This is a genomic window from Paenibacillus sp. FSL R5-0914, from assembly GCF_038004525.1.
Lineage (GTDB): Bacteria > Bacillota > Bacilli > Paenibacillales > Paenibacillaceae > Paenibacillus_AQ.
Genome location: NZ_JBBORH010000003.1, coordinates 431895 through 456418, shown reverse-complemented (window position 1 = coordinate 456418; position 24524 = coordinate 431895). Strand labels below are relative to the sequence as shown.

General features: G+C 43.0%; 23 protein-coding genes. 2 read left to right on the top strand and 21 right to left on the bottom strand.

Annotated elements, in window-relative coordinates:
- Positions 1-9: 9 nt before the first annotated feature.
- The 14 genes from MKX60_RS25395 to MKX60_RS25330 form a co-directional block, all read right to left on the bottom strand.
- Positions 10-3840, bottom strand: coding sequence for a hypothetical protein (locus tag MKX60_RS25395; RefSeq protein WP_341061348.1), 3831 nt, complete (start codon positions 3838-3840; stop codon positions 10-12).
- A gap of 13 nt (positions 3841-3853) precedes the next feature.
- The gene (locus MKX60_RS25390; protein WP_341061347.1) at positions 3854-6118 is read right to left on the bottom strand and encodes a PKD domain-containing protein; all 2265 of its coding nucleotides are present in this window, start codon (positions 6116-6118) and stop codon (positions 3854-3856) included.
- A 5-nt stretch (positions 6119-6123) separates the two neighbouring features.
- The gene (locus MKX60_RS25385; protein ID WP_341061345.1) at positions 6124-6789 is read right to left on the bottom strand and encodes a hypothetical protein; all 666 of its coding nucleotides are present in this window, start codon (positions 6787-6789) and stop codon (positions 6124-6126) included.
- 32 nt (positions 6790-6821) lie between these two features.
- Positions 6822-7319 (bottom strand): hypothetical protein, encoded by a 498-nt coding sequence (locus tag MKX60_RS25380; RefSeq protein ID WP_076284075.1) that lies wholly within the window; start codon positions 7317-7319, stop codon positions 6822-6824.
- A gap of 20 nt (positions 7320-7339) precedes the next feature.
- Positions 7340-7720, bottom strand: a complete 381-nt coding sequence (locus MKX60_RS25375) for a hypothetical protein (protein ID WP_076284074.1) — start codon at positions 7718-7720, stop codon at positions 7340-7342.
- 15 nt (positions 7721-7735) lie between these two features.
- Entirely contained in the window at positions 7736-7879 is a 144-nt protein-coding gene (locus MKX60_RS25370; RefSeq protein ID WP_179085743.1) for a hypothetical protein, read from the bottom strand.
- A 7-nt stretch (positions 7880-7886) separates the two neighbouring features.
- Positions 7887-8096 carry a hypothetical protein gene (locus MKX60_RS25365; protein WP_076284073.1) on the bottom strand — a complete coding sequence of 70 codons (210 nt, stop codon included), beginning with the start codon at positions 8094-8096 and terminating at the stop codon, positions 7887-7889.
- Positions 8097-8152: 56 nt separating this feature from the next.
- Positions 8153-9022 (bottom strand): hypothetical protein, encoded by an 870-nt coding sequence (locus MKX60_RS25360; RefSeq protein ID WP_076284072.1) that lies wholly within the window; start codon positions 9020-9022, stop codon positions 8153-8155.
- Positions 9023-9033: 11 nt separating this feature from the next.
- On the bottom strand, positions 9034-10083 hold the full coding sequence (locus tag MKX60_RS25355) for a hypothetical protein (RefSeq protein WP_076284071.1): 1050 nt from the start codon (positions 10081-10083) through the stop codon (positions 9034-9036).
- 12 nt (positions 10084-10095) lie between these two features.
- Entirely contained in the window at positions 10096-11541 is a 1446-nt protein-coding gene (locus MKX60_RS25350) for an ATPase, T2SS/T4P/T4SS family (protein ID WP_341061343.1), read from the bottom strand.
- On the bottom strand, positions 11538-12602 hold the full coding sequence (locus tag MKX60_RS25345; protein WP_341061341.1) for a hypothetical protein: 1065 nt from the start codon (positions 12600-12602) through the stop codon (positions 11538-11540). The genes MKX60_RS25350 and MKX60_RS25345 overlap by 4 nt, the downstream gene beginning before the upstream one ends.
- Positions 12603-12614: 12 nt before the next feature.
- A complete protein-coding gene (locus tag MKX60_RS25340; RefSeq protein WP_341061339.1) occupies positions 12615-13355 on the bottom strand; it encodes an SAF domain-containing protein in 741 nt (246 codons plus the stop codon).
- 178 nt (positions 13356-13533) lie between these two features.
- Positions 13534-14433 carry a formyltetrahydrofolate deformylase gene (gene purU, locus MKX60_RS25335; RefSeq protein ID WP_341049777.1) on the bottom strand — a complete coding sequence of 300 codons (900 nt, stop codon included), beginning with the start codon at positions 14431-14433 and terminating at the stop codon, positions 13534-13536.
- A gap of 65 nt (positions 14434-14498) precedes the next feature.
- A complete protein-coding gene (locus MKX60_RS25330) occupies positions 14499-15608 on the bottom strand; it encodes a deoxyribonuclease IV (protein ID WP_341061338.1) in 1110 nt (369 codons plus the stop codon).
- Positions 15609-15780: 172 nt separating this feature from the next.
- On the opposite strand from MKX60_RS25330, the gene MKX60_RS25325 reads away from it, so the two are divergent.
- Both MKX60_RS25325 and MKX60_RS25320 read left to right on the top strand, forming a co-directional pair.
- On the top strand, positions 15781-16245 hold the full coding sequence (locus tag MKX60_RS25325) for a DUF2621 domain-containing protein (protein ID WP_042124904.1): 465 nt from the start codon (positions 15781-15783) through the stop codon (positions 16243-16245).
- Positions 16246-16285: 40 nt separating this feature from the next.
- Complete coding sequence (locus MKX60_RS25320; protein WP_076284066.1) at positions 16286-17191, top strand: TIGR01777 family oxidoreductase; 906 nt, start codon at positions 16286-16288, stop codon at positions 17189-17191.
- Positions 17192-17219: 28 nt separating this feature from the next.
- On the opposite strand, the gene MKX60_RS25315 is transcribed toward MKX60_RS25320, so the two are convergent.
- Genes MKX60_RS25315 through MKX60_RS25285 form a run of 7 tightly spaced genes read right to left on the bottom strand, consistent with a single transcriptional unit; the run spans position 17220 to position 24515 of the window.
- On the bottom strand, positions 17220-18875 hold the full coding sequence (locus MKX60_RS25315; protein WP_076284065.1) for a DUF6382 domain-containing protein: 1656 nt from the start codon (positions 18873-18875) through the stop codon (positions 17220-17222).
- 18 nt (positions 18876-18893) lie between these two features.
- Positions 18894-19403, bottom strand: a complete 510-nt coding sequence (locus tag MKX60_RS25310) for an A24 family peptidase (protein ID WP_076284064.1) — start codon at positions 19401-19403, stop codon at positions 18894-18896.
- 24 nt (positions 19404-19427) lie between these two features.
- Entirely contained in the window at positions 19428-20429 is a 1002-nt protein-coding gene (locus tag MKX60_RS25305; RefSeq protein WP_076284063.1) for a TadE/TadG family type IV pilus assembly protein, read from the bottom strand.
- Positions 20430-20447: 18 nt separating this feature from the next.
- Positions 20448-22706 (bottom strand): hypothetical protein, encoded by a 2259-nt coding sequence (locus MKX60_RS25300; protein WP_076284062.1) that lies wholly within the window; start codon positions 22704-22706, stop codon positions 20448-20450.
- Between the two features lie 60 nt (positions 22707-22766).
- Positions 22767-23435: a TadE/TadG family type IV pilus assembly protein gene (locus tag MKX60_RS25295; protein ID WP_076284155.1), complete on the bottom strand. Its 669-nt coding sequence runs from the start codon at positions 23433-23435 to the stop codon at positions 22767-22769.
- 2 nt (positions 23436-23437) lie between these two features.
- Entirely contained in the window at positions 23438-23626 is a 189-nt protein-coding gene (locus MKX60_RS25290; RefSeq protein WP_042185540.1) for a Flp1 family type IVb pilin, read from the bottom strand.
- A 13-nt stretch (positions 23627-23639) separates the two neighbouring features.
- Positions 23640-24515 carry a type II secretion system F family protein gene (locus MKX60_RS25285; protein ID WP_076284061.1) on the bottom strand — a complete coding sequence of 292 codons (876 nt, stop codon included), beginning with the start codon at positions 24513-24515 and terminating at the stop codon, positions 23640-23642.
- Between the last annotated feature and the right edge of the window lie 9 nt (positions 24516-24524).

Sequence of the window (24524 nt, the reverse complement as noted above, 5' to 3'; positions counted from 1 at the left end):
GCTCCTACTCTACTTAATTCGATGACTCTGGAAATACTCCGACCAATCCGATGATATAACAACCGTAACTGTATCCGTTTTGGTGTTATACGCATTCTGAGCCGTAAAGGTAAAAGTAACAGGGCCATCTGGTAGCTTTTCAAAAGAGCTATCATACATTTCACCTGTCCAGAAGGTTTTATCGTCGTTAGTTGGGCTGAGCTGCGTAATGAACCCTCCGTTCATAGTTACTTGGACAGTATCCGGGAGACCTGTTGCTGTACCTTGCAGAACAAAACGTTCTCCTGCCCAGAATACGTTGTAGCCTCTTGGACTCTCCTCATTGCCACTCTTTTTCAGATTGTAGCCTTTACGGTTGTTGTTCCACTCTTCGGTGTGCTTAACGCCTCCTCTAATACTCAGTAAATTCACCATGAAGTATTTACGTGGAGAGACATTGCTCCAGTTATAACCATCAAAAACTTCAACTTCAACGGCATATTTTTCATTCTCAATCAGTGAACCGACTGGAATCTGCCATTGCTTAGCGCTTGATACTTGCTCACCAGATTGTACCTTGATTGCACCGGTGGCCAAGTTAATAATTCGCACCTTATAACGTTGCTGCAGATCTTTGTCCTCATCTTGATAATCCCACTTGATGATTGGAGTTAACGTGCTTGCGATCGTAGATTTTGTAGAGTCCGTACTGGTTGGGTACGTTATCGAAACTGTTGGTATACGGTTGACTATCGTAACATTCTGGGAAAGGTCTCGATATAGCCCTAGAGAATCTGTTACACGTTGTCTAAACGTAAAGATACCATTGCTGCTAAATTGCTTGGTAAAGTCATTCTTAACACTTGCGAAAGCTTCTGAACCATTTGATGTTTTCAGATAATACTTAAGGCTAATGCTATCTCCTTTAGGCTCATCTTGGTCCGTAGCCGTACTTTTAATATTCAAAACATCTGTACGGTAGATCGGTACCTTAGTCGCATCTTTACCAGTATCTGTGATCAGAGTGAATCCCGGCTTAGGTGCGTTATCAATGATGAATGTTTTTTCATTTGATACATCTGACCATGAAAATTTGGAGTACGCCCGACCTTTCACTGTAAAGTATTCAAACCGTTCAAATGTATTATTTGGGATTTGATATTGTCTGAGTAGGCCAGTAGGATCTGGATTTTCTACAGTGGAAACTAATAGATCATCCTTCGTAAAAAACTCTAATCTATATTTCTCCTGTGGATCATTTTCTGGATCTGTGTATGTCCACTTAATTAATGGATCGCCTTGGTCTGAGTCAATCACAGATGGGTTCGAAGCTGTACCTGAAGGACTAGTTAAAGTCATAGAAGGTGCCAAATTCTCTTTTACTTGGACTTGCAATCCAGCGATATTCGACTTATCGCCTATCTGATCGATTGCCCAATGTTCTAACGTATATACTCCTGGATCTGAGAAGGTAAGCGTAATATCACGAGTAAGATATGATTTAACTTCACCAGCACTGTTCGTTACTTTCCAGTAGTATTCTAATGAGCCTTGATCTGATGTATCCTCATCGATATCCCCTGAAGTATATTGTTTCGTATCATACTGATTTACGGATGAAGGTCCGTTAATCTTAGCAACAGGGACATGATTCTTAACCATAAATGTACGTGTCGCATAAGAGCTTAATTTTCCATCAGAGGCTGTGAGCTGCATTTCCCAGCCATCAGAAATGGCTTTTTTATGTGATATACCGTTACGATTAATAAGATCACGAATGGTCATTGATTGATAACGATTGTTTCCTGCCCAGTAGTAGGGAGAGTCATTAAATTTTGCATTCCAGGCATAAGATAAAACATCTCCATCTTCATCCGGATCTGGTGTTAAGTTATCCATTGTGATAATCGTATCGCGGTATATTTCGTTAGGCATTGTAAATGCTGCGGCCGGTGGATGATTGACTACCTGTACATTTTGACTGTACCAATCTGACCACAAGCCACGATTATCATGTACTTGTAGATTGAGTTGATAGTTCCCTTCACCGAATGATGCGATATTCGGCGGTGTTGTCGCTCCACCCCAATGTTCCCATACTTTATTCCATCCGTCTTTGATTACAGTCCAGTAATATACATCTAATGGATCATTATCTGGATCGAAAGATTTGTCTGTAATGGTCGTAGATTTACGATAGGAAACGATATTCGGATCAACGGTAAATAATGCAACGGGTGGTAGATTAACAGACGCATTCCCCACAGTACGTTGACACCAATCACTCCATACACCGATTCCATTATCTCCATCCACATCACGGACCCTTAAACGTATGTCGTAACTGTCTTTTTCAAAAACTCCCCCAGGTGGCTGACCGTCGATCCACATCTCATCAACGGTCTTTTTATATTGCCATTGCCACTGCATAATCCCTTTATCAGCACTTGTAATATGATCTAAATCGTAGGATGAATCTATTAATTGAACATTTCCATTGATAAGCCTTGCTGAAAAAAGCGCTATTGGCTTGCGATGGACTTTAAAACTCATCGTAGATGCGGCATCTTTACTCCACATCTGATATTCAGCAAAACGAGCATCCTGTTTCGGTATATCCTTAGCTTGATAACTCACTACATATTGTCCGGTATACGGAAATGAAGTGTAAAGGCTCGTCCTCCATAGTCCCGAATCCCCTATAATCCCCATTGAGTTATCAAAATAATTCGGATCATGATCATATCTCACTCGATCAGCGTACTTAGCATCCCACTCATAATCTTCGTAGGTGGTGCCGCTATTCTCTATAGGACTATTAACGAGAACAAAAGCGTTTCGCTTCAGTCTGTTTGTAACCTTAAAGGTCATACTCGCGGATTCTGACATATTTGAAGGATCTGCTACTTTTACAGTCATCGTATAATCGCCCGGCGGGATCGAATCAGCCACAGCGTCTATGGGGATAGAGAAATACTGATACCCTTTCGTTTGAGATACTACCGTCTTCCTATAAAATATATTTGGTATCTCCGCACTTACGATAAGATCATCATTATCTGGATCGTGAACATATCCCTCGATGTTAAGTATGTTTCGTCCAGGCTCATTCTGCAGGACTTGATTATTAGGTGTATTTAACGAAATGGTAGGTGGACTATTAGGTATCAAAGGAAATACTCTTTGAAAACTCCAACCAATATACGGCCCTCCATATCCTTTATCTGGATGATATCCACCAAATGGGTCCTGTTGACCTGCACCAAAACTGTAATTAATAACTAATCCTATTGGAAGTTCACCGTAACTTAAATTCCCTATATAGTTGTAGTAAGGAACATCTGTCACTAGATTAAATGTATGATCAAATGTATTCGGGTCAAACGGTCCAGCAAAAAAGCTCCTATACAATGGGGTCCAATTGGTATTTGGATTTGACCAGTGGCTCGGACAATTATATTGGTAGACTGGTAAATCTAATGGTGCCCCCTCTGGTATTGCCGCTACACAGAGATCCGCTCGAACAACACGTCTATCTAGAGCACTGTCTGAACGATACAAGTTTACTCCTACAGTCAATGTTGCATCTGAACTAATATCAAATGTAAGTTGCTTAGTGGTACGATTATATTTAATATTCGTTAGTTTTTGGTTATTTATTGTCCCACGCATAGTACCATAATTCCAACCAGCGTCATAAAAATCACCATCAGCAGGTATATTTATATCTTTATAAGTAATGAAATTAGGATCACCAGTCGCAGCCTCTGCTGTCTGAAGATACACTCCCTGACTAGGGAAAACTCCGAATAGGAAAGTGATTATAATTACTAGCGAAAGTATTTCTTTTGTCTTTTTCATTTAAGCACCTCTCCTACCAGGACCAATCAACTTCTGGCGCTCGATTTTTCACTTCTACAATCCGTGAGCTTAACTTTTGTCCATCTGAATTTGTAGATTTCCGATCAGCTTCTGTCACAAACTCATCAATGGTTGGTTGACCAAACTCTTCAAACACAGTAAGTCGGACTTCATATTTCCCTACCTCGCTCAGTTCTAAATTTAAGCGATCTTTGTTCTCATTACTAAAGGTCACCCATGCTTCTCCGCTAAAACTCCCGTCATTATTTGAATCATAGCGATACTCCCAGAGTCTCCGACCCACTACATCTTTATCAGGCGAATAGGAGATATCATCCAATGAAACCACCGCTTTATTACCGTAATCAGGACTTCGATATACCACTCCAGGCAGAGTAAAATAGTTGTACGGCGCTTCATCTGGCACAATATCAAAAGCAATCTCATCACTATCAGAATACCCAAGCGTATTTTCCACATAAATCGCAGCCTTATATTTTCCAGGTTTTTTAAATAAGATGTCTTTGCTTTCAAGTTCAGATAATGTACCACTATATTTAATATCTGCGTTCGTACCACCAGATACAGCAGTGATGGTAACTCGTGTTTTCGATGGTATTAACGGAAAGCGTGTTGGACTCTGGCTTCTATTGAACAATGTCGTTTTACGATTTTGTTTAAGTATTCCTTCTATATTTATAATTGCTGCTGGTTTCGGCTCAATGACGGTAACTTCTGTACTTGTACTACCTATTTGTCCATCATTGTCAACGACTGTGAGAGCTATAGGAAATGTCTCTCCAACTTGCTCTATGGTATACCATACATACCCCCTTGGGACATTTCCGATTTCTCCCTGCGCTCCAGATGTGCTCCAAGCATAATCAGTAATATATCCATCCGGATCATAGGAAGCATTTCCACTAACGAGCATATCAGACCCTGCTTTTATGTATCTAGCTGTTGATATTCTCGCAATAGGTGGCTTTCCTTCCGGTTCTGTTGGCTTGGTCGGAGGTGGAGGAAAAGTAACCAGGGGTTGGTTTTTATAAACACCTGCTGAAATCTGTAGGGGCTGTTCCAGAGAGGTGATGGTTCCATTCTTTGTGACGATTGGCTTTTTAAAGCGGACGAGAACGGTTAAAGCATATTCCTGAGTAAAATGTTCGCCCGTTACACTCGACTTTTTGATCTCAAAATCAAATAAAGTACTTACGTTAAATGTCTTTGCAGATTCCTTTTTCGTTTTGAGTGTATTGTTCCTGTCTTTCTCTTTAGCATAGAACACCCACTCGTCAATATTTGAAGCATCACTGTATCCTTGCAACTGCCCCATTAATGAAATTTGAACGGGTTCGTCTTTATCTCCCAATTTTGTTGGATTGGGATTAGGTTTATTTAGAGTTACCGTACCGGTAAGTGTTGGTTCTGTAGGGAGGGTGTAATCGAAGGAGACGTTTCCACTATACTTATACGTAGTCACATTAGCCGAACCTGTAAAGTAATAGCTTAATTCTGTTTTATAACGTCTACCCAACGCATGACCACTTTTGTCAAAATTCGGACTTAATTGTTCAGGGTCAAAATTTTGCATAGCTGCGTTAGTTTGATAATAAATAATAAATTGATTCCCATTTACAACATTATGATTTACATATGTTATTGGGAGTAATTCTTTAGGTACAACTAATTGGACGGTTGACTCTATGATTTGAGATGAATCTATTACCGAATTCACGTTTTGGTCGTACCATTTAATTCCCGAACGTGATACTGCTGATTGAGTTACCACCGTCATATCAGGAGGATCATTTCTAGGTGTACCATTTCCTTGTCCATTCCTATCGTTATGTTTCTGAGTATTAGCGTATGGGTCCCATTCATTAATCTGCCATCTTATACCGTCTGAATATCGCCAAATAGAATTACCGGGAGTTGTTACAAAAAGGCGTTTAAACGAGCTGTAATACCCAAGTACATTATCTATTCGTTGTTTTGCTTCAACGCCCTTTAAGGTAACCTTTACTTTTCCGTTCTCCATTGAAAGAGCAACTTTTTGATTAGTCCCATTATATTTAAGAGAAGAGACATCAATTGCCGAACTGGATACTCCACTTGGAAGATCTAAGTAAAAAGATTTTTGAGCATTTACAGACCCATTGAGAATTTCTGATGGTATTGACACTGTTTTGTTTTGCGAATTAGCTGCCTTAATGTTCTCTGGAATATATGAAAAAATCAATATAAATGTAAGCAGAACAATCCAAATTTTCTTCATATAAATTACTCTCCTGGACGTTTAACGATGTATTTCTCTTCAAATTCCCCTTCGAGATTAACATATATAGAAATATCTGAAGGGTCTTTAATATACCCATACATTTGATAGCTAGATAGCTTTTCACCCGGTTTCAACACCCAATTCCACAATGCTTCTTTATTGTTCAACTCTAACATTTTATTTCTAGGTGAAGGTGTCAGCAGATTATAACCATCTGCTGTTAACCTCCATTTTGCACTTGGATCTTTAGCACTTAATTGAATGACTTTACTCCCCTTATTTTCAATGGTGAGTTTAGTCCATACCATATATTTCGTAGGTGTTTTATAAATTTTATCTGAATAACCATACATCTTCATTAGAGACTGTGCTTCTTTAGACTTTACATCGTAAAACATCAGCTTTTCTAACGTGTACGTTAATCCTCCAGCGCTGATCGTCACAGGCAGCTCCAAGTCTTTCTTCAATCCAAATTTACTCAGATTATCCCTCATAATAGGCACTGGCGTTGCTATAGGTTTCACTGTTGCTGTGGGTGCCGCAGATATGGTTGGCTTAGCCGTAACTACTGATGTAACCGTTTCCGCTTTTGCAACCACTCCCTGCCCCAAAACCACACTAAATAACATTGCCGCTACCAAAGTCGCCTCTACAACTCTCTTCTTCATCCCAAATCTCTCCCTAGTCTCAATTGGATTTCCTACTTATTGAACTTATACTCCTGAACTGCTGGTACTCTGATTGGCTCTTGTGTTTTGGCTCTGGAGATCAGCAGCGGATGTTCCGTCTCAATGACGGCAATAACCGAGGGACCCTCTATGTATTTGGTAATGCCATATTCACTATCCTCGTATAAAAGCGGAAAAGTTACTCCATCGGAATCATCAACAATATCAAACTTCACGATCTTTACTTGATTCTTAAAACGGCTGCCTACTTGGGGAGAAAGGCCGTTATCAAGCCCAAGATTCGCCTGCAAGGCATGTTGAAAAGTATCGTAAGCAAGCGCGGGATCGATAATTAGACGACCTCGTGTGAGTTCAGTTTCATCTAATTCCTGTGCGGCATCATGAACAGCGATATTGTTTGCATCTTTTAGCATGCTGCGCAGCATGTCCCACTCCTGATTCTGGATCTGAAAGAACCAGGAGTAGATAAAGATCAGTAGGACAAATGCCAGCTTAATAATGTAATCCATAAATTAGGCTCATCCCTTAGTCAATCGAGATATTCACTCATAATTGACCCATGTCCATAATATCGGGTCGGCTGAGAAACCGTGGAAAAGTTATAAGGAAACAAATTTATCCGTGGTGCTGTTACATACACATCAATTCGTTGCTTGCGTTCTTGAATGGTATCTGTACTGCTCGTAATTTCTATAGAACCCTCTGAGAACCCAATCGCCTTCAGATTTGAAATCACTTCGTTCCGCATAGACGCTGTGACCATCCCCTCCGTTGCAGCTTTTTGTGTGATGTAGGACGTATTAGCTTTGACCTGTAAATCTAGCAGATAATCAATATAGGTGAATATGGGCTGCAGGATAATAAACAGGACAAGCCACATGAATAATGCCCGGAGGACGGTCTCCTTCAATAGAAACGCCTCCTTCTAATATTGCTCTACTTGCTTAGTATGTGTAATGATATCGTCTTGACTGCTGCCAATGATATTCGTAGCTACTGTGATAAACATCCCTGCGATCACAAAGCCAATAGCCAGAAACATTGCTATGGAGATAGAGTCTTTTTTCATAATCGAATTAAACCGAAGTATGGGTTAAGACCCGAGCAGTTGCCGTTTGGCTGGAATCCAGCGGTTGAATAAGTGTCACACCCGGAATCGTCGGTTTATTATCATCCGTAGCATCAATTACATCTCGAACTACAGGAATCAAAACGGCAATTACGATGGCCACACATAAAAATCCAATAGCAATAAACAAACCTGTAGAAATAGCGTCCTTTTTCATTGTTAAAATTTCCCTTTTATTTTATATTTTTTAAATAATATTGAATATACTATTTTTCACTGGAACATACCCACCCCATTAAAATTCCCTTTGATCAGTAAAATGTACTGCATCGCCATCGCGACGATCATCAAAAAAGTAGCAATCGATGGGATAACATTAATGATCGTAGATAGATCACCGATAAAAGACCACTTTTTCAAATACTGATCGCTGGAGATTTTGGAGATAATCTTACTTTGCTCACGCAAATAATTCGCCGCTTCTGTGTCGTCATCCATACCCTCAGTAGCCAGCAAAATGGAACGAATGTCATTAATAAAACTATGATTATCCGGAAACTTTGCACAAAACCATTCAATCGCCCCCTCCACACCCTCATCTACTGCTCGTTCTGACAACTCGTACAGATCCTGACGTATATATTGAAAATGTCCAGCCGTACTCCCGCAAAAAGTGCCAAATTGCGCATATCCGCGCTTGCGTAGCCGATTATTCTCGTATAGACGGATGAAAGAGATCAGCTCACCGTCTTTTTTAATAACCGTTTTTTGATGAAGCCATGCAAGCACCCAGCCAAACGGAAGATAGCGCATCGGACTGCTGATTACGAGAATAAGTAGAGCAATTAGAGGGTCATAGATAGAAAAAGAATTAGAACGAATGAAATCACTGACGACTTGAGTTATTAAATAAATCAGCGCTGCAGAGTAACGGAAAAGCGTAATTTTACGGGCCGCAATCGATAAACCAGAATCATTTAATAATTGCTGAAGTCTATCCCCCTGCACCCGATCCCCAAGCTCATTCCACCGTAGTCCTAATCGGACAAGATATCTTTCCTGTTTACTACTACTGCTTACAAAGACAAGTAATGCGACATAAACAATCCCGATTACAGTAACTAATAGTAACAATCTGTCCATAGCTCATCACCTTAGTGGTAGTCCAGTTTAGGTCTGGCGAGAATAGTGCTGATCACAAAAGAAATAAAAAGACCGGAGACGATCACCATCAAAAAAGAAAGTCCTACTGTAGTCTCAAACTGCAATTGGAAATAGATATCAGGCTTCAGCATGTACATAAAGGTTCCAACCGTTGATACCAGCACCAAAAGATTCCCGTATAAGCCAAGGCTGATCGCATCTCTACTTCCCGCTTTTACAGTCAAAATCGTTTCTCTCTGTTGCTCCATAGAACGGTTTAACAGCATCAGTGAGCTTTTTAAATAACGGGTTCCTTCCTTCTCGGCATAGAGCAAATCCGATATAAATTCTAGGGCGAAGGTAGTACCAATCGCATTGGAAAATCTCCCGGCTTCCTCAACAAGCTCCTTCTCATTACTGTAATTGGAAAACGCAGCCCCTAGCAGCTTCAAAGGCCCCTTCAACACATTCTTATCCGTAAGAAAATCCGCTGTCCGATCGAGAACGGAATCTACCGACAAGTGAGTGAATTTGGTGGAGATTTTGACTACATCGAGTAAATCATAGCTTCCATGCACCTTCCTCTGCGCGTAGATGTATCTCATACGAAAATAAGGAATCGTCGCAGAAATCACAGCCATAAAAAGTGGAAATCTCCATGCCCCCTGAATCGAACGCCCTTCGTTAAAAGTTATCCCTTCCAGAAAAGGATTGTTAAAACTCAATTGTCCAGGAAGCTCGCTTAGCGTCAGTAGTCCTGATAGAAAAACCGCGATAAACACTATTGCTGTACGCGTCATAAAACGCATAACGCTAATTCCCGGCTCATACTTTCGGTGTACGAAATATAAAAGATTATCTAGATGACGGTAGAGCCACAGCCTTTTTTTTACCGAGCTAACTCTTTTGCCAAAAATACTCATTTTATGTTTGATACGAAAATCGAATTTCTGACCCACTTGTCGTAAATGCCGTTCGATTAGCGGTTTAATGAGCAGCCAAATTCCCCATACAATTAACAAATGAAGGACAAAACGAAGAATATACAATAATAAATCCACGGTTTCACCTCCTCACTCGTTAAGAATGATCTTAGATTTCAAGCTTTCTTTGATAGGCTGATCCATTGGTTTTGCTGCTGCAAGCTGTCCCAGCTCTTTCTGGAGCAACTGTGTTGCCTGCTCATTTTTCCTAGTCATCTTCAGAATCAGGTTCTTCGTCAGCCTGTCATTATAGGACCAACACATCTTCTGGGGTTCCCAGCGCATCAGATCATTCGCAAATACAGAGTTCTTTTCCTCGTCATAAAAGACTTCCGATATTCGCGTTAACCGCTTCTTCCCGTTCGGAACACTTTCCAAAATAAAAACCAGCTCGCACGATTTCAGTGCAGAGATCAAATGCCCCTTAAGGCTCCCGCCAATCCTTGTCGACACGGCAAAAGCGCCTTGATAAGGAATATCCTCCGAATCAACGGTGTGGAAGGTTCCGGTGATGCCGTCATACCCTTTTTCCCCACTCCAAAGATAAAATTCCCATTCGTTATACCGCATTTCCGTCATATACAAAATGTTGGGGTCATGCCGCAGCGATTCTACCCCTACCTCCATCAATTCCTCATTCGCAGCCTGGATTGGAATAATTCGGTGCCCTTTAATCTGGTAAGGTAAAATCGACTCCGGATGCTTTTCTATCATTACTACACCCATACAGGATGAAGATCCGAGCAGTTGCTCACCGACGATCGTATTTGCAAAGGTTGTTTTTCCCGAGCCTACAGCGCCCGCAATAATGGTATTGCGAAAGGTAGACGATAACGCCCGAATCATTTCAACCGCTTCCGCAGGAATACATTCTGTACCCGCCTGATCTTCTAGACTCAGAAACTCTACAACCTGCCGCCGTAACGATATTGTGGTGAAGCCATCCCATACTCTCGGGGATACCCAAATGGCAAGCCTAATAAATCGACCAGGCCAGAGCGGGTCATCCATTTTAAACTCCACTGAAGGGTTGTCCTTGTTCAGCTTTTTGTTGGGATCACTTTTTAATAAGGAGCGCTTTAACTGTTCAACCCGATCTAGTGAAGGCATCTCATATGGATAAGCTACAAACTCACCTTTCTGGTTATAAAAGATCTGCTTTCCGATCATCTGTAGCCCGGTTGATTCACTGTATGCACGATCAGTAAACCAACGATACGCCGGACCAAAACCCTTCCATTCATGATAGAGCGCTTCTGCAGCCGTTCTGTATGCTTCTGGAACCTTTCCCGTAAAGGGTGTCTTCCGCAAGTATTTCTCTATCTCATTCATAAAAAAGCTAACCGCCTGCGGATCGCCAATTAGCGCCTTCGCATTTAACTCGAAGTAAGCATCATCCTCACGTTCCAGCCCTTCATTCATATCGTTTTTCATTTTTTGCAAAAATGCGTAAAAGTCTTCCTTGCCCGGTTTGCTCATGCGTAGGATACTTTGTTTTAGAGAGAACAACGGACGATTCAGTTGATTTCCATTCATAGGAATATGCCTTTCTTTTTAGCTTCTGGCGCCAGGCTCATGGACACGAGCAAAGAATGTACCTTATCATCCACATGCTGCAGCTCTTTTTTGCCTAAAGGTAAGCTTTCCTGCAAAGGCTGGTAATACGGCAGCTCCAGCAAGATTTCAGTCCCAAAGCGAAGCGCTAGATTTTTAGGAGAAGATATTTCTTCCACATTACTGCGGTTAATAATCAGTTGAAAATCATGTGGACGTAGATCCATATGCCCAGCAAGCTCTAGTAGAGGTTCGAGTCTGTATTCATGCTTTGGATGAGTGACGATCATACGCAGTGCCGATTTGTGCATTCCGACATACCATGCTGCACTTTCCGGAATAGAGCCGAAGTCAGCAATAACCACATCTGCATTTGCCCCCGCTCTAGCCAAAAAATATTCAATCTCATCCTCCTGATAATCTTGTGCACTCAAGTAATCGTAATTGCCTGGGAGATACGAGTAACCGTCTTGCTTAATCAATTGTTCAAAATCCTCATCATGAATCATCTTCCCTGTGAGCCTTGATCGAAGCCTATCCAGACTAATTGTAGCTTTGCGGTCATATCCGGGATCATATAAATCAAGTCCAAGGACAATAACACGAAGGCCTGCCGCGGCAATTCGTCTTGCGAACAGTTTGGCTACACTAGTGCAGCCGATCCCAGGACCAGATCCAAAAAAACCAACCAGATTACTTCGTTCCTCCCCGTCCTCGTCTAGAATAAAGCGAATCTTCTCTATCACCACTGACGAGGTAGAACGAGGAGGGATAAAATAGATTCCTAAGCTTTCACACAACATATGTACAGCTTGGTAACCACTGATTCCCTTTTGCAAATATACATATAGGATCATTGAGCTCGGATAATTCCGGCGCAGTTCGCTAAGTGACTGAGCTTGAATCTGGTCACTGGTAACCATTAGCATATGGCCCTCTGCATGAGATGGATCAGGAAGTACGCTTTGTGTAATTACAATAAATCCTGCATTTTTGATATCATTAATGGTTAACTGATCTATGCCTAGACTAAATATTTTCAAGACTCTTCCCTCCTACTCGACCCGTACGATCCACAGCTTCTTTCCCTGCTCCAAAAATTGTCCGAGCCGCTCGCCATCACTTTTCTTCAGCTTCAATTCTGGTGTCGCCACCTTGCCAGTCGAAGTGAACCGATTATTGTTGTTTCCCTTTTCTGAATCCAGCACATCATTATTGTCTTCTGTTCGCACATAATTCACGGTGACTCCAGATATAAACACCTCCTTTGCAGGTTCACTAATTGGGCTCTGCACGATCAGTTCTTCCTCTTCCTTCTTGTTTGGGCTAAGCGATTCACTCCGCCTCTCTCGGTCTCCATCAACAAGATAAATATCTACCTTATCCCGGCTGCGCAGTGAACCATTGATGGCATAGATCGCTTCCTTTGGTATAGGAAAAATCCCTTCATCCTTGAGAGGTTCTAAATCACTAACATCCACTAAGGATGCCGTCAAAATACTTCCGTTGGTCAGATTTACATTCGTAATTTTGTGCTCCACTTGTGCGATTTCTGTAATTACACCTGAAGGTATATCCTTGGTCTGTACAGAATCCAGATATAAATCACTTGCTTTCAGCTCATAGTTTTTTGGAAGAAGCTCCCCGCCTTCCACCTTGATTTTGACCACAGTTCGGGATAGTACGTAGGGCTTGAAGTAGAGATCGTAGCCTAGCAATCCGCCGACTCCAGTAATCAAAATGAGACTTGCGAAGAAATAATTGCGTTTCAACAGTTGCCTACGCTGTAAAGCCAAGCCTTCCACCTCCTCAAAAACACAGTTTTGAAAAACGACAAAAAACAACTTGGCGTAAATAGCCAAGCTGCTGGTAAAATGCTTTTTTACCTGTAGAGATTTAGAGAGCTATTAGATTATAGAGTTCCGGTAAAAGCGCTCAGGTTCATACCATAGGCTCTCACCGGAAAATAACCTTTTATTTAAACACTACGGTCTTATTTTGATGGACGAGGATCCGGTCTTCGATATGCCACTTCACCGCACGAGCCAGAACAACCCGCTCAATGGTGCGTCCAATCCGCTTCAGCTCGATGACATCATCACCGTGACTTACCCGCTGTACATCCTGTTCAATAATCGGGCCACCATCAAGCTCTTCTGTAACATAGTGAGCAGTTGCTCCGATAATCTTCACCCCGCGTTGGTACGCTTGGGCGTAAGGATTACCACCAATAAAGGCTGGCAAGAAGGAGTGATGAATATTAATAATCTGGTGGCGATAATGCTCAATAAACGACGGTGAGATAATCTGCATATACCGAGCCAGAATTATAACATCAATGTCGTCTCCGATGACCTCAAGCTGACGTTTTTCCGCATCAGCCTTAGTATCAGCTGTAACTGGAATATGGTGAAAAGGAATGCCGAAGGACTCGACATACGATTTCATATCCAAATGGTTGCTCACGACGAGAGCGATGTCGGCTTCTAGATCACCAGCTTGCCACTGCCAGAGCAGCTCCACAAGACAATGGTCTTCTTTAGAGACAAATATGGCTAATCTTTTCTTATGACGAACATTGAAAATTTTCCAGTTCATCTTGAAACGTTCAGCCACCCCGCCGAACAAAGAACGTATCTCTTCCAGACGATCTCCTAATTCGGGAAGGTCAAACTCAACTCTCATGAAGAACATTCCGCCATCTGGATCCATTGTGTACTGATCCGATTGCACAATATTCGCGCCATGCTGATACAGAAAGTGTGATACAGCCGCCACGATTCCCGGTCCGTCAGGACAAGAAATGAGCATACGCGCCCGGTTGGAATAAGACTCAACACCTGACGAATTGTTTCTTTTTACGTGTAATTCCATGATCCTCATCCCATCCTCTCATCTACATGTGCAATCTGAAGTCTAACTTATGCGTGAACGAGCACTTACTTGCCTGCTAACCATGCAATCAAGCGATGATTAATGGCTTCCTCGCTCAATTGCGGGAACAGCTCGGCAGCGATGACTTCATCATATAGACGCTCCAGCGGTTCACGTGGATCAGCTTTTTTAGCCTTGGCATCGTTCTTCAGCATCTCCCAGACATTAAGCACAAATTGACGGGAATCGATCTCCTTATTAGCAAAAAAATCACGCAGTTTTTCAACATCCTCTATAAACTCCGGTCCAAATCGTTCCGCTACGTTACCACGGAGCAAAGCAATCTCTACCTCATACATCGGACGCTGTTTCTTCGCATCTTTACCAACCCATGGCGTCTCAAGAATGAATGGCAGACCTGTCAATTTCTCATGATGTACGATTTTGTTAATCGTATCAAAACCGATCCAACCCGAACCAATTGGAGTGTGACGGTCTTTACCTGCTCCACATGGATTTTTGCTGTCATTGATATGGATAACCCCAAGACGATTCAAGCCGATAATCTCATCAAACTTGTTTAGAACGCCATCCAAATCATTAACGATATCATAGCCAGCATCATGAATGTGACAAGTATCAAGACATACGGATAAACGCTCGTTATGTTCAACCTTATCAATAATAGAAGCAATCTCCTCGAAGCTGCGCCCGATCTCTGTTCCCTTACCAGCCATAGTTTCTAGGGCGATATGAACTTCCGTTTCATTAGTTCCCCCAAGAACCTCATTAAGGCCATCTGCAATCCGCTGAATGCCGTATTCTGCATCCTTATCAGTGAATGCACCTGGATGTAATACGATATGCTTGACCTCAAGTGCGTGCGTACGGCGGATTTCCTCTTGTAAGAAATCAACGGCCAACTGATACGTGTTCTCTTTATAGGAAGCGAGATTAATAATGTATGGTGCGTGGACGACAATCTCCTCCACACCGTTTTCTTTCATTGCTTGCTTTCCTTCAACCGGATACATGGCATCAATCGGCTTGCGGCGCGTGTTCTGTGGCGCTCCTGTATATATCATAAATGAGCTGGAACCATACTCATTTGCTTCATTTGCTGCGGTCAAAAGACCCTTGTCCGAGCAAGACACGTGTGAACCTATTTTCAGCATACTTCTTCCCTCTTTCCTTCACGAATTACCCCCTATTCTACCGTGATCAGAAAAATAAATCTAGACAAGGTCAATATGCTGGGTTCTGCTTCGCAAAACTTTGGAAATAAGCTATACTTTAATATGAGATTAAATTATGTGAGAATACTCATTGCCAAAAGGTGGTGCATGCATGTCTATCCAATCAGGACTTGGTTTATTATCCGCAACACCGAGCAATTGGTTCATGAACTCTATCGCTTTCTGGACATTTATGCTGCTGGGTTCCATGTGTATCGGCGGTTTTTTTATGTTCCGGAAATTCCTAAAGGTGTTGCCAAAAGCTGATGGAAAATCAAAGCTGGACTGGCAAAATTACTGGGTAGAACGCAGTCGTTCACTCTGGAGTGATGAATCAAAAGCTTTCTTAGACCAGCTTGTTCAGCCTGTGCCTAGCCCTTTTCGCGATATCGCCAAACATTCCATTGCTGCCGAGATCGGTAAGATCGCTGTGGAAAGTAATGCAAAAGAGGTTACTCGTGATCACTGCATTAAAGGTTACATAGTCGCCACACCACGGCGTGACAATCGTTTCCTCGTCAATTTTCTTGAAAAGAATAAAATCGACTACTCTGCTTACCAGCATTTGTTTAAGTGATTGCTAATCAAATGTCGCGTTCAGAACGGAGGCCCACCTTATGAAATATGTGATATGTGGCGGCACCGGTTTTATTGGCAGCGAACTAGCAAAATACTGGCTACTAGCAGGCAATGAAGTTGCAATCGTCGGTCGCAATCTACCTAAAGCTGCGCCATATCATCCTAAGCTGAGTTACCACACATGGGACAGCCTTAACAATGATCAAGCACCCATAGAAAATGCTGATGCCTTGGTCAATCTTGCTGGCGCTTCTCTTAGCCAACGTTGGAGTCCAAGTGGTAAAAAGGCAATCATGCAATCCCGTCTTGCAACCGTTTCCGCTGCTGCTAAGCTACTCGACCGTTTGAAACACAAACCTCCTGTAGTCATTCAGGCGTCCGCTGTAGCTATTTACGGAACCTCTTTGCAAGATACCTTTAGTGAATCATCACTAGCTCATGTCATGGACTTCCCTTCAGAAGTGGTTAAGACCTGGGAAGAGGCTACTGATGAAGCATACAAGAATATCCGTATGATCAAGTTGCGTACTGGGGTTGTGCTCGGCAATGAAAGCGGTGCTTTCCCAAAAATGAAGCTACCTTATTTACTGGGCTTTGGTGGTAATATCGGCGCGGGAAACCAGTGGGTATCCTGGATTCACCTGACGGATATCGTCCGTCTAATCGATTTTTGTATTCAGAATCCCACCATCGCCGGACCTGTTAATGCGACTGCACCACATCCGGTCACGAACGAAGAGTTCGGTAGAACGATCGGCAAAGTATACAAACGGCCGCATTGGTTCCCACTACCCGCCATCCTGTTAAAAACAGCAGTAGGTGAATTGTCTGAGATCTTGCTCAAAGGACAACGCGTTCTTCCATCGGCGGCATTAGAACATGGCTTTATCTTTACCTTCCCCACACTTCAAACCGCTTTAGAAGATTTAAAAAGCCAAAAATAGCAGAATTAACATTCTTTGCTTGTACTCTTCATCCCATGTGGAATGTGTAACTTCCTTTTACAATCTTAAATACGGTCCCCTCTGACAGCGGGTACTCTTTGTAAGGGATCATGGCTTCGCCTTGAAAAAGCGTTCCATTTCTGGAGTCGAGATCCTTAAGTACGTATCCGCTTGGGCTCCTAGATATCTCCGCATGTACTCTTGAAGCTCCTTCTGATCTTTCTACATACTGAGCTACTTCTGCCGATCGGCCAATGATAAAGCTAGTTCGGTTTAACGCTATGGTTTCCGACTCTGCCTCTTCCTCATCGCTTCTTTTGAGATAAGGAACATTTCGAGCTAGCTTCTCATTTCGTTTGCCTTGCTCAGGTGTTACCTCCCGTGATAATAAAGCGGTTGGGGCTATTGGACCTGGTGGTATTCCAGAACTATCCTCCTCTTTCCTTGATTCAGATCGCACAGACGGAATGTTAGATAAAGGGTCGGATGGATGCTGATCTCCCTTTGGAATCGATGCTGCTGGACGCACAGTGGTCACAGGATTCCTACCGAAATCCCACTCCAGTTCTCTTCGATTCGGACTCCGGTTTGTATCTTCAGAATCCTCACTCGTATGTTCCTTTTCTTCGTCACTTCCAAACCTAATCCTTTCGCTCCATACCATCCAGCTAAAAGTAGCCAAGGCAATCGTTGCGATCCCACAAACGGCTAGCCATAACGGTTTTGGGTTATTCAAATATAGGAATTTCCATAATAATGCATCACCCAATAAGCAACCTAGAATAATATAGGTTCTTGAGCTTGAGGGTTGTGAATTCGTCAACTTATTATCGTCTGTAGACCGAAGAGACCTTTCCTCTTCTTTCACCCTAAGATTCGGACTTGAATAGCTATTTAACCACGGAGCTGAATTCTGCTGCGTACGCAGACCCTTATCCTCGTTCCGCTCACTCATTTTTTTCTGGGGAGCAGCTACCTCATTCACAAACAGTTCCCTTACTCTCTCTTGCATTCGTCTTTCAGGCTCTGCCGGGCGTACTTCTGTCAACTTAGGAGATGTATATGCCATTTCTGCGTTACTACTGAATTGTCCTCTACAAGAGTCGCCCTCTGTCAACAGCTCTGAGAGAAGACCCTTTAAGCCCGCTGGTGTAAATTCTTCTTCCCCACAGTATTGCAGTACTCTTTGAACACCACTCCCAGTAAGCTCTGTGATAGAAGCCATCATCACCATGATCAGCAATTTGAGGGACTCTCCCAGCCTAGAAACAGGCTCATTCCCCTGAACAGGGATATAGGTGAGATATACCTTACCACTCTGCAATGATCCTTCAATAAAAATATAATCTTCATGCAAAGCATACTGATCCGCCCGAAGCATATATAACCTGCCATCTTCCATCCCTTGCGCAATTTGTAGAAGTAATCCAAAAAATGAGGTCATGCTCAACTTCTCACTTTTGAGCAAATGACTGAGCATTTTTTTACGCAGAACAGCATATTCCATCGTAACCTTTAAATCAATTTCCCTAAGCAACAACCTTAAATGATGAGGAATGTCAGTGTTCATCAGCATACGAGCTTGAACCATATTAAGCTTACCCACCGGCATTCCTTCTGGTTCGCCAAGCATCATATATATACCGTCCTGCTGCATAAAGTCACGGGATAATCCGTACAACAAGCATCACCACCTCCTATTTTAAAAATAAAGATAAGCGCAAATGGTACCAGGGACTACAGCCAGCATAAAGGGAAATCTCAACAGCTCATTATCTTTATTTCTTATTAGGAATGAACTCTTCAATAATATAAATCCGGAAATTGTGTTAAAGATCTTACGCGTATGCCTGCCTGTCTCCCGTCTCTTTAAGACAATTAGCCAGCCTATCAAGGCCCCAAACAGTACGGAGTACATCACGACCTGCAATGTAAATAGCATTCCTGTCCACGCCCCAATCCCGGCAAAAAGCTTAACATCCCCTGCACCAACCGCCCCTATCAAATGCATAATTAGAAGCACTGCAAATCCTGCAGCGGCACCTACACCAGCCTTAAGCAGTCCATCCCAGCCGTTCATCAGCGCTTGAGCAAGCAGACCAGCAAGCAAGCCTGAGACAGTGATCCAGTTTGGTATTCTCATCGACTTTATATCCGTAATAAATGCAGCTGCCAGAAACGGCAGACATCCCCAGAAGGCCCACTCCGCCATGGATTACACTCCTTTCCCCTTCACTCATTTCACTACTGTGAACATCACCTCAATAGATCTACCGTCATCGAGCTGAATTACAAATGGCCACGAGCCCGGTGTGGTATTCACACCAATTTTCCACTCCCACTCGATATATCCGTCCGCATCCGCTTGTTTCCAGCCTAAATATTTAGCAGTGCTTCCCCCGCTTTTATAAAAAACGGATAAACTAGCGGAAGCATTCGGCGGAATTTTAGCACGAACTTTGCCTTGCTTATTGGCTACAGCTGGATTCGGTTTCTCCAAAATCTTAATAAAATCCTCTGGTTGACCAGTGCCGTCATTGCCGTCATTGCCCTTATTTGTACCCTCTCCTGTATCTCCGATCCAAAGACGTTCAACAGCACTTGCCTCAAGTACAATGCGTTGGTTTAGAAAGGGAACCTTTATCGGCAGCTCATAGCTAACCACCAATCCAAAGTAAGGTCGGGTACCCTTCTTTAACTCAGGCACGATAATGTTGGATACATGAATTCGATCATAATCCAGTAAGTCTGATGACAGATACGGCTTTAATAGGGGTTTTATCGCTAGATCCAGTACACTTTCAGAGGTCTCAGCCTGTAGCTTCTGCAGAGGTCCCTCGCCCTTCTCTAAAGCTGACATGACCCACTCATTCAGCGGCTTAGGTAATGACATTGCATAACTGCTGCCCCAATCTGTAAGTGACAAGCGAGGAATCGTCCAATTCGATTCGGCTTGATTGCCAGCGGATAGGTCGGTGCCATCCTTCACTGGATTAGCGCCAGCTTCGCTTGTTGCTCCCCATTTCTGCACAGCCAAAGCTGCCGGGTACATATGCGTTGAAATAGATTTCACAGTATCAGATGCTGTGCTTTGTAAGGCTGTTGAATACAAGGTCATCTGTACGATAGAAATTAGGAACAAAACAAACAGTAGGAAGATCGGAAGTACCATCGCCGCTTCTACTATCATGCTGCCTTCTTCCTTCGTCTTCCTCCTAATCCGGTACCCGTCCCCCATATCCTTACCAACCTCCTGCTAGTATGAAAAATCAGCCTGCACTGCTCTCATATATGTACTGCCTTGCACTTCTCCAGAATACCCAGCGCTATAATCCAATAGCTTCACAACACCCGGTAGAAACCATAGTCGCATTCCAAGCTTAATATTCGACGAGACATACGTACTTCTTTCATCTGGATTTATTCCTGTGTTCAGTCGAATGAGAGCCAGCATCCGAGATAATTGAACATTCCCGCCTCCATGCAGCATCATGAACAGCCGCAAATGATCACGATAAGTCAGCTGGGCTGGTAAATATTTAGACAGTGGTATGGAATCTTTCTCACAGAGTAACAACATGTCCTGAATAGCTTGCTGGATCCCATACAACAGTGCTGCGGCCAGAACAGCCAATGGGTTTCCTAAACTTGCCTTCTCAATAAAACCTTCCATCGTTCGAATAGACAGCCGCATGGCAAATATTTCAGCATACGCTGCGGCTACATTTCCAGCGGGATTATGAAATCCATAAAGAATGTATTCCAGCTCTTGCGCTTGAGGATTAAGCTGGTCTGTAAGTTCGCCTGTGCCCTCAGAACCTTGTGCTAGAGTAGCTAACTTGGAAACATCAAAATGTTGAAAATAGAGAGCAGAATACTCCGTTTGAAAAAGTCTATCTCTAGCCCCTCCCATAATGCCACCCATCTCTGCATAGATTCCGTCCATATCCTCCATCGCCGAACTCCCAGCAGTATACGGGTTAGTGCTTACTTCAGATTTAACAAGTGGATCTGATACTAATTCCTTATTAAAAGCAATATTCTCCTCGTAATATTGACGAAGTGTTTGATAGCTTTTCAGAGAATCTGTCACTCCGTTACCCATCATTCGAATTTTATCAAGCAATGCTTTCGCTTCACCCAGCTTTGATTTTGCTTCTCTCTCCAATTGCTTACGCTCTTTATCTGAGCTACGGTGCTGTTCGATTAAAGCCAAATCACTAACGATAATACTTCCCTTCTTACCGTAATTTTGTAGATAGTTATTCACTACGCGTGAAGCTTCAAGAACAGAAGAGATCATTTGATAGGAGTCACCATATTCACTCAAAGCTTCATACAGCACACCCGACATTCCTGTTACGATAGGTTCAATGGCCTCGTAAGAACTTTGCTGCATAGATATACTATTCTCCATCTGACTTAGATCAGTTGAGGAGAGAATCAGTGCATCTTCCTGCTCACGCAGCTTTTTAAGCGGGTCTGAGCTTATCTCTCCTGAGCTCGCCGGAATATCCCAGTCATTAGCAGGATCATTTGATAGATCCACCCCCTCCATTCGTGACTGTTCCAATATATTTCTCATCTCGTCATTCAATTGCTCTGCCTTCTTTAACGCTTCATTCGCTCCCTCCATTGATCTTTCATGATCTTCACGAAAAGCTGTTAATAAGGCAGGCAGCCGCGATAACATTTCAGTAGTTCTACTCCGGTATAGAGACAATTGATAAGTGTACTTTGCAGGCTTTTTACTATCACGATAAAGATCATCGTAATATTTCCCAAGATAGTCACTATACTGTGCGGGAATATCCGCCGCCGATTGCATACTTCCGAGTGAACTGGCAGAAATGGACTCTGCAGGCGGATTCATAATCCATTGAAGTAACCTTCTTCCACTCTCTGCAGCCTGGCTTCTCTGCTCTAACATAAGATCCAAAGCCTCTTCTCGCTCGTCATATAACGGCTGCAGCTTACTAAGTAGTTCAGTAGCCCGTGAGGCCTCTGCCATTACTCCTGACATCGGCTTGAATTTACCTGCCAATTCCAAAGCAAAATCCACCGGAGCCTTATACTTCATTTCCTCCAGTATTTGTCGACTCACAACATCATAGCTACCCAGCGGCCTGCTCCATTTCAAAGATGACGATTCCAAAGCGAAGGGTACAAGATTGAACGTGTCACTCCTACCACTTTTATGCATATTATCATTGAGTACCTGAGACAGCAGCATATCCCCGTCACTCTCTCCAAAGGCGAATAAACCATACTTTTCTCGTAGCTCAACATCGTAAGATGACATTATAGAGCGAACGCTAGCCCTCGCTAAACGTTCCTCCTGAACATTGAAGGCAGCAATCCGCGCATAGTCAATCAGCACAGCGGTAAATAAAAAGACGAAAGCCAGTACCATAATTAGAAAAATTGAGACTGAACCTTCCGTTTTGCCCTTACCCTGCCTCTGTTTCTTTCGACTCTTACCGCTAACAAGGCAACTGGTAAAGATGCTCCTCATCAAAACCTCCCTCCTTATCCCTACCTTCAATAGATACAAGATCTACTAGCAAGGAAATATTCACTTATCCTGAAGCTTGGTCATCATCGCGGATGCATCCTTCTTCTCCATGTGGACTCCAGACCCACTAGTACCCTCTGAGCCTCCCTTGAACTTAGCCCCGAAGTAACGCATCAGGTCGACCGTACGGATAAACTCAACAGGCTCAGCGATGATAGATTGAGTTTTTACAGTCGGCTTTGCCTCATCAGACAAAACTTCATCAAGTACAGGTAAGTGCAGTAGACGATTTAATTCAGCACTTACTTTCCGTCCTGCAAGTGAATATGCGTAGTTCAAATTTCCCGGCATATTATTCGGAATCATAGAGGACGAATGTCTGAGTTTAAGCACTGGTAGATCACTTTCCTCTGACACTTCACCAGGTAGCTCTATTGCCGCGCCATCACTTCCAGCTTCTCCGCCGAATAAAGAGGCTAGCAAAGCATCATCTCCAATTCTCCAATAAAGGGAGTCATACTCACCTGCAGCATAGGAGCCAGAAACCTCTTTATGGCTGTTGTCCCAATTGTAAGCCGCACGCTCAGTAGCCCCTGAGGCCACTTGCAGAAGCATAGACTTCTGGTAGCTATACAAACAGAAGAACAGAAGAAGCATTGTAATACACATGACCATTGGTAGTAGAATTGAAGCTTCAATAGTAAAGCTGCCTCGATCGTCCTTAAACATTTTCACTCGAATACTTCCTGGCTCTTTTCTCCCGCAGTTTTAATCAAAGCCTCCACTACTTCCTGAATTTTGTCCTTAAACAAAAGAACGACCGCAATCAGCACTGCAATAATCAGAATCATTTCCAGTGTCCCCAGGCCTTCCTCGTCCTTCCAAAAATTCTTCACGCTACCCAACATTGTCGTCATCATTAGTTTCACCCTCCTACATTTTTAACATCATGAATGCTGGCGTTCCCACCAGTACAATTACTATTAAAAAGATAACTACCATCGGAAAGACTAGTTTAGAGGAAGCTTGCTCCCCTCGCGTTCGGCTGATAGCTTTCCGTTTATCCCACAGCATCCGCGAGAGATCGCGTAGCGATAACACAAAATCCGCTCCACCTCTGCGATAATTCAGAAGAACCGTCGTCGTGAACAACGATACCTCCTGCACTGCACATCTCTTGCTAAAATTCTCGAATGCCTGCTGAAATGAATACCCTCCTTCCCATTCACTGGTCATGATCCTAAGTTCCTTATACAATGGGTGATTAACATCACCTCGGTGGCTCTCCACACAGCGGATAATCGCCCGTTGCACAGTCTCACCTGCTCCTACCAGCAATACAATGCTGTTCAGAAGTTCTGGTAGCTCGAGCATAATATTCTGCTCTCTCACCCTCACCTTTTTATGTAAATCACTCACCATAGCAGCTGGTAGAGCTCCCGCCAAGAAAAAACCTAGAATCAGACCTGTCTGATCGCCGCTAAACCCTGTGATCAAACTTCCACCCACAAGCAGCAACCAACTGTAGCTAAGCATCTCACCCATGAACAACAGGGTTCGTTCTGCACTGTAACGCATCCCATAACTTCGCTGCAGGGAACGTTGAATCCTGAACATCAATGATGGAAAACGACTGACAATGCCGGTTTTCTCAATGAGCAGCAACAGAGGTTCACCCAGCTTCCGAAGTCGTAATCCTTCCATGGGAAGTTCTCTTAATCCGTCATATCTTTTTCCACATTTAATTCGTAACAGAGCCCAGACAACAAGTAAAAATATAGTGACTACTGCACATAGCCATCGCATGATTTCATCCCC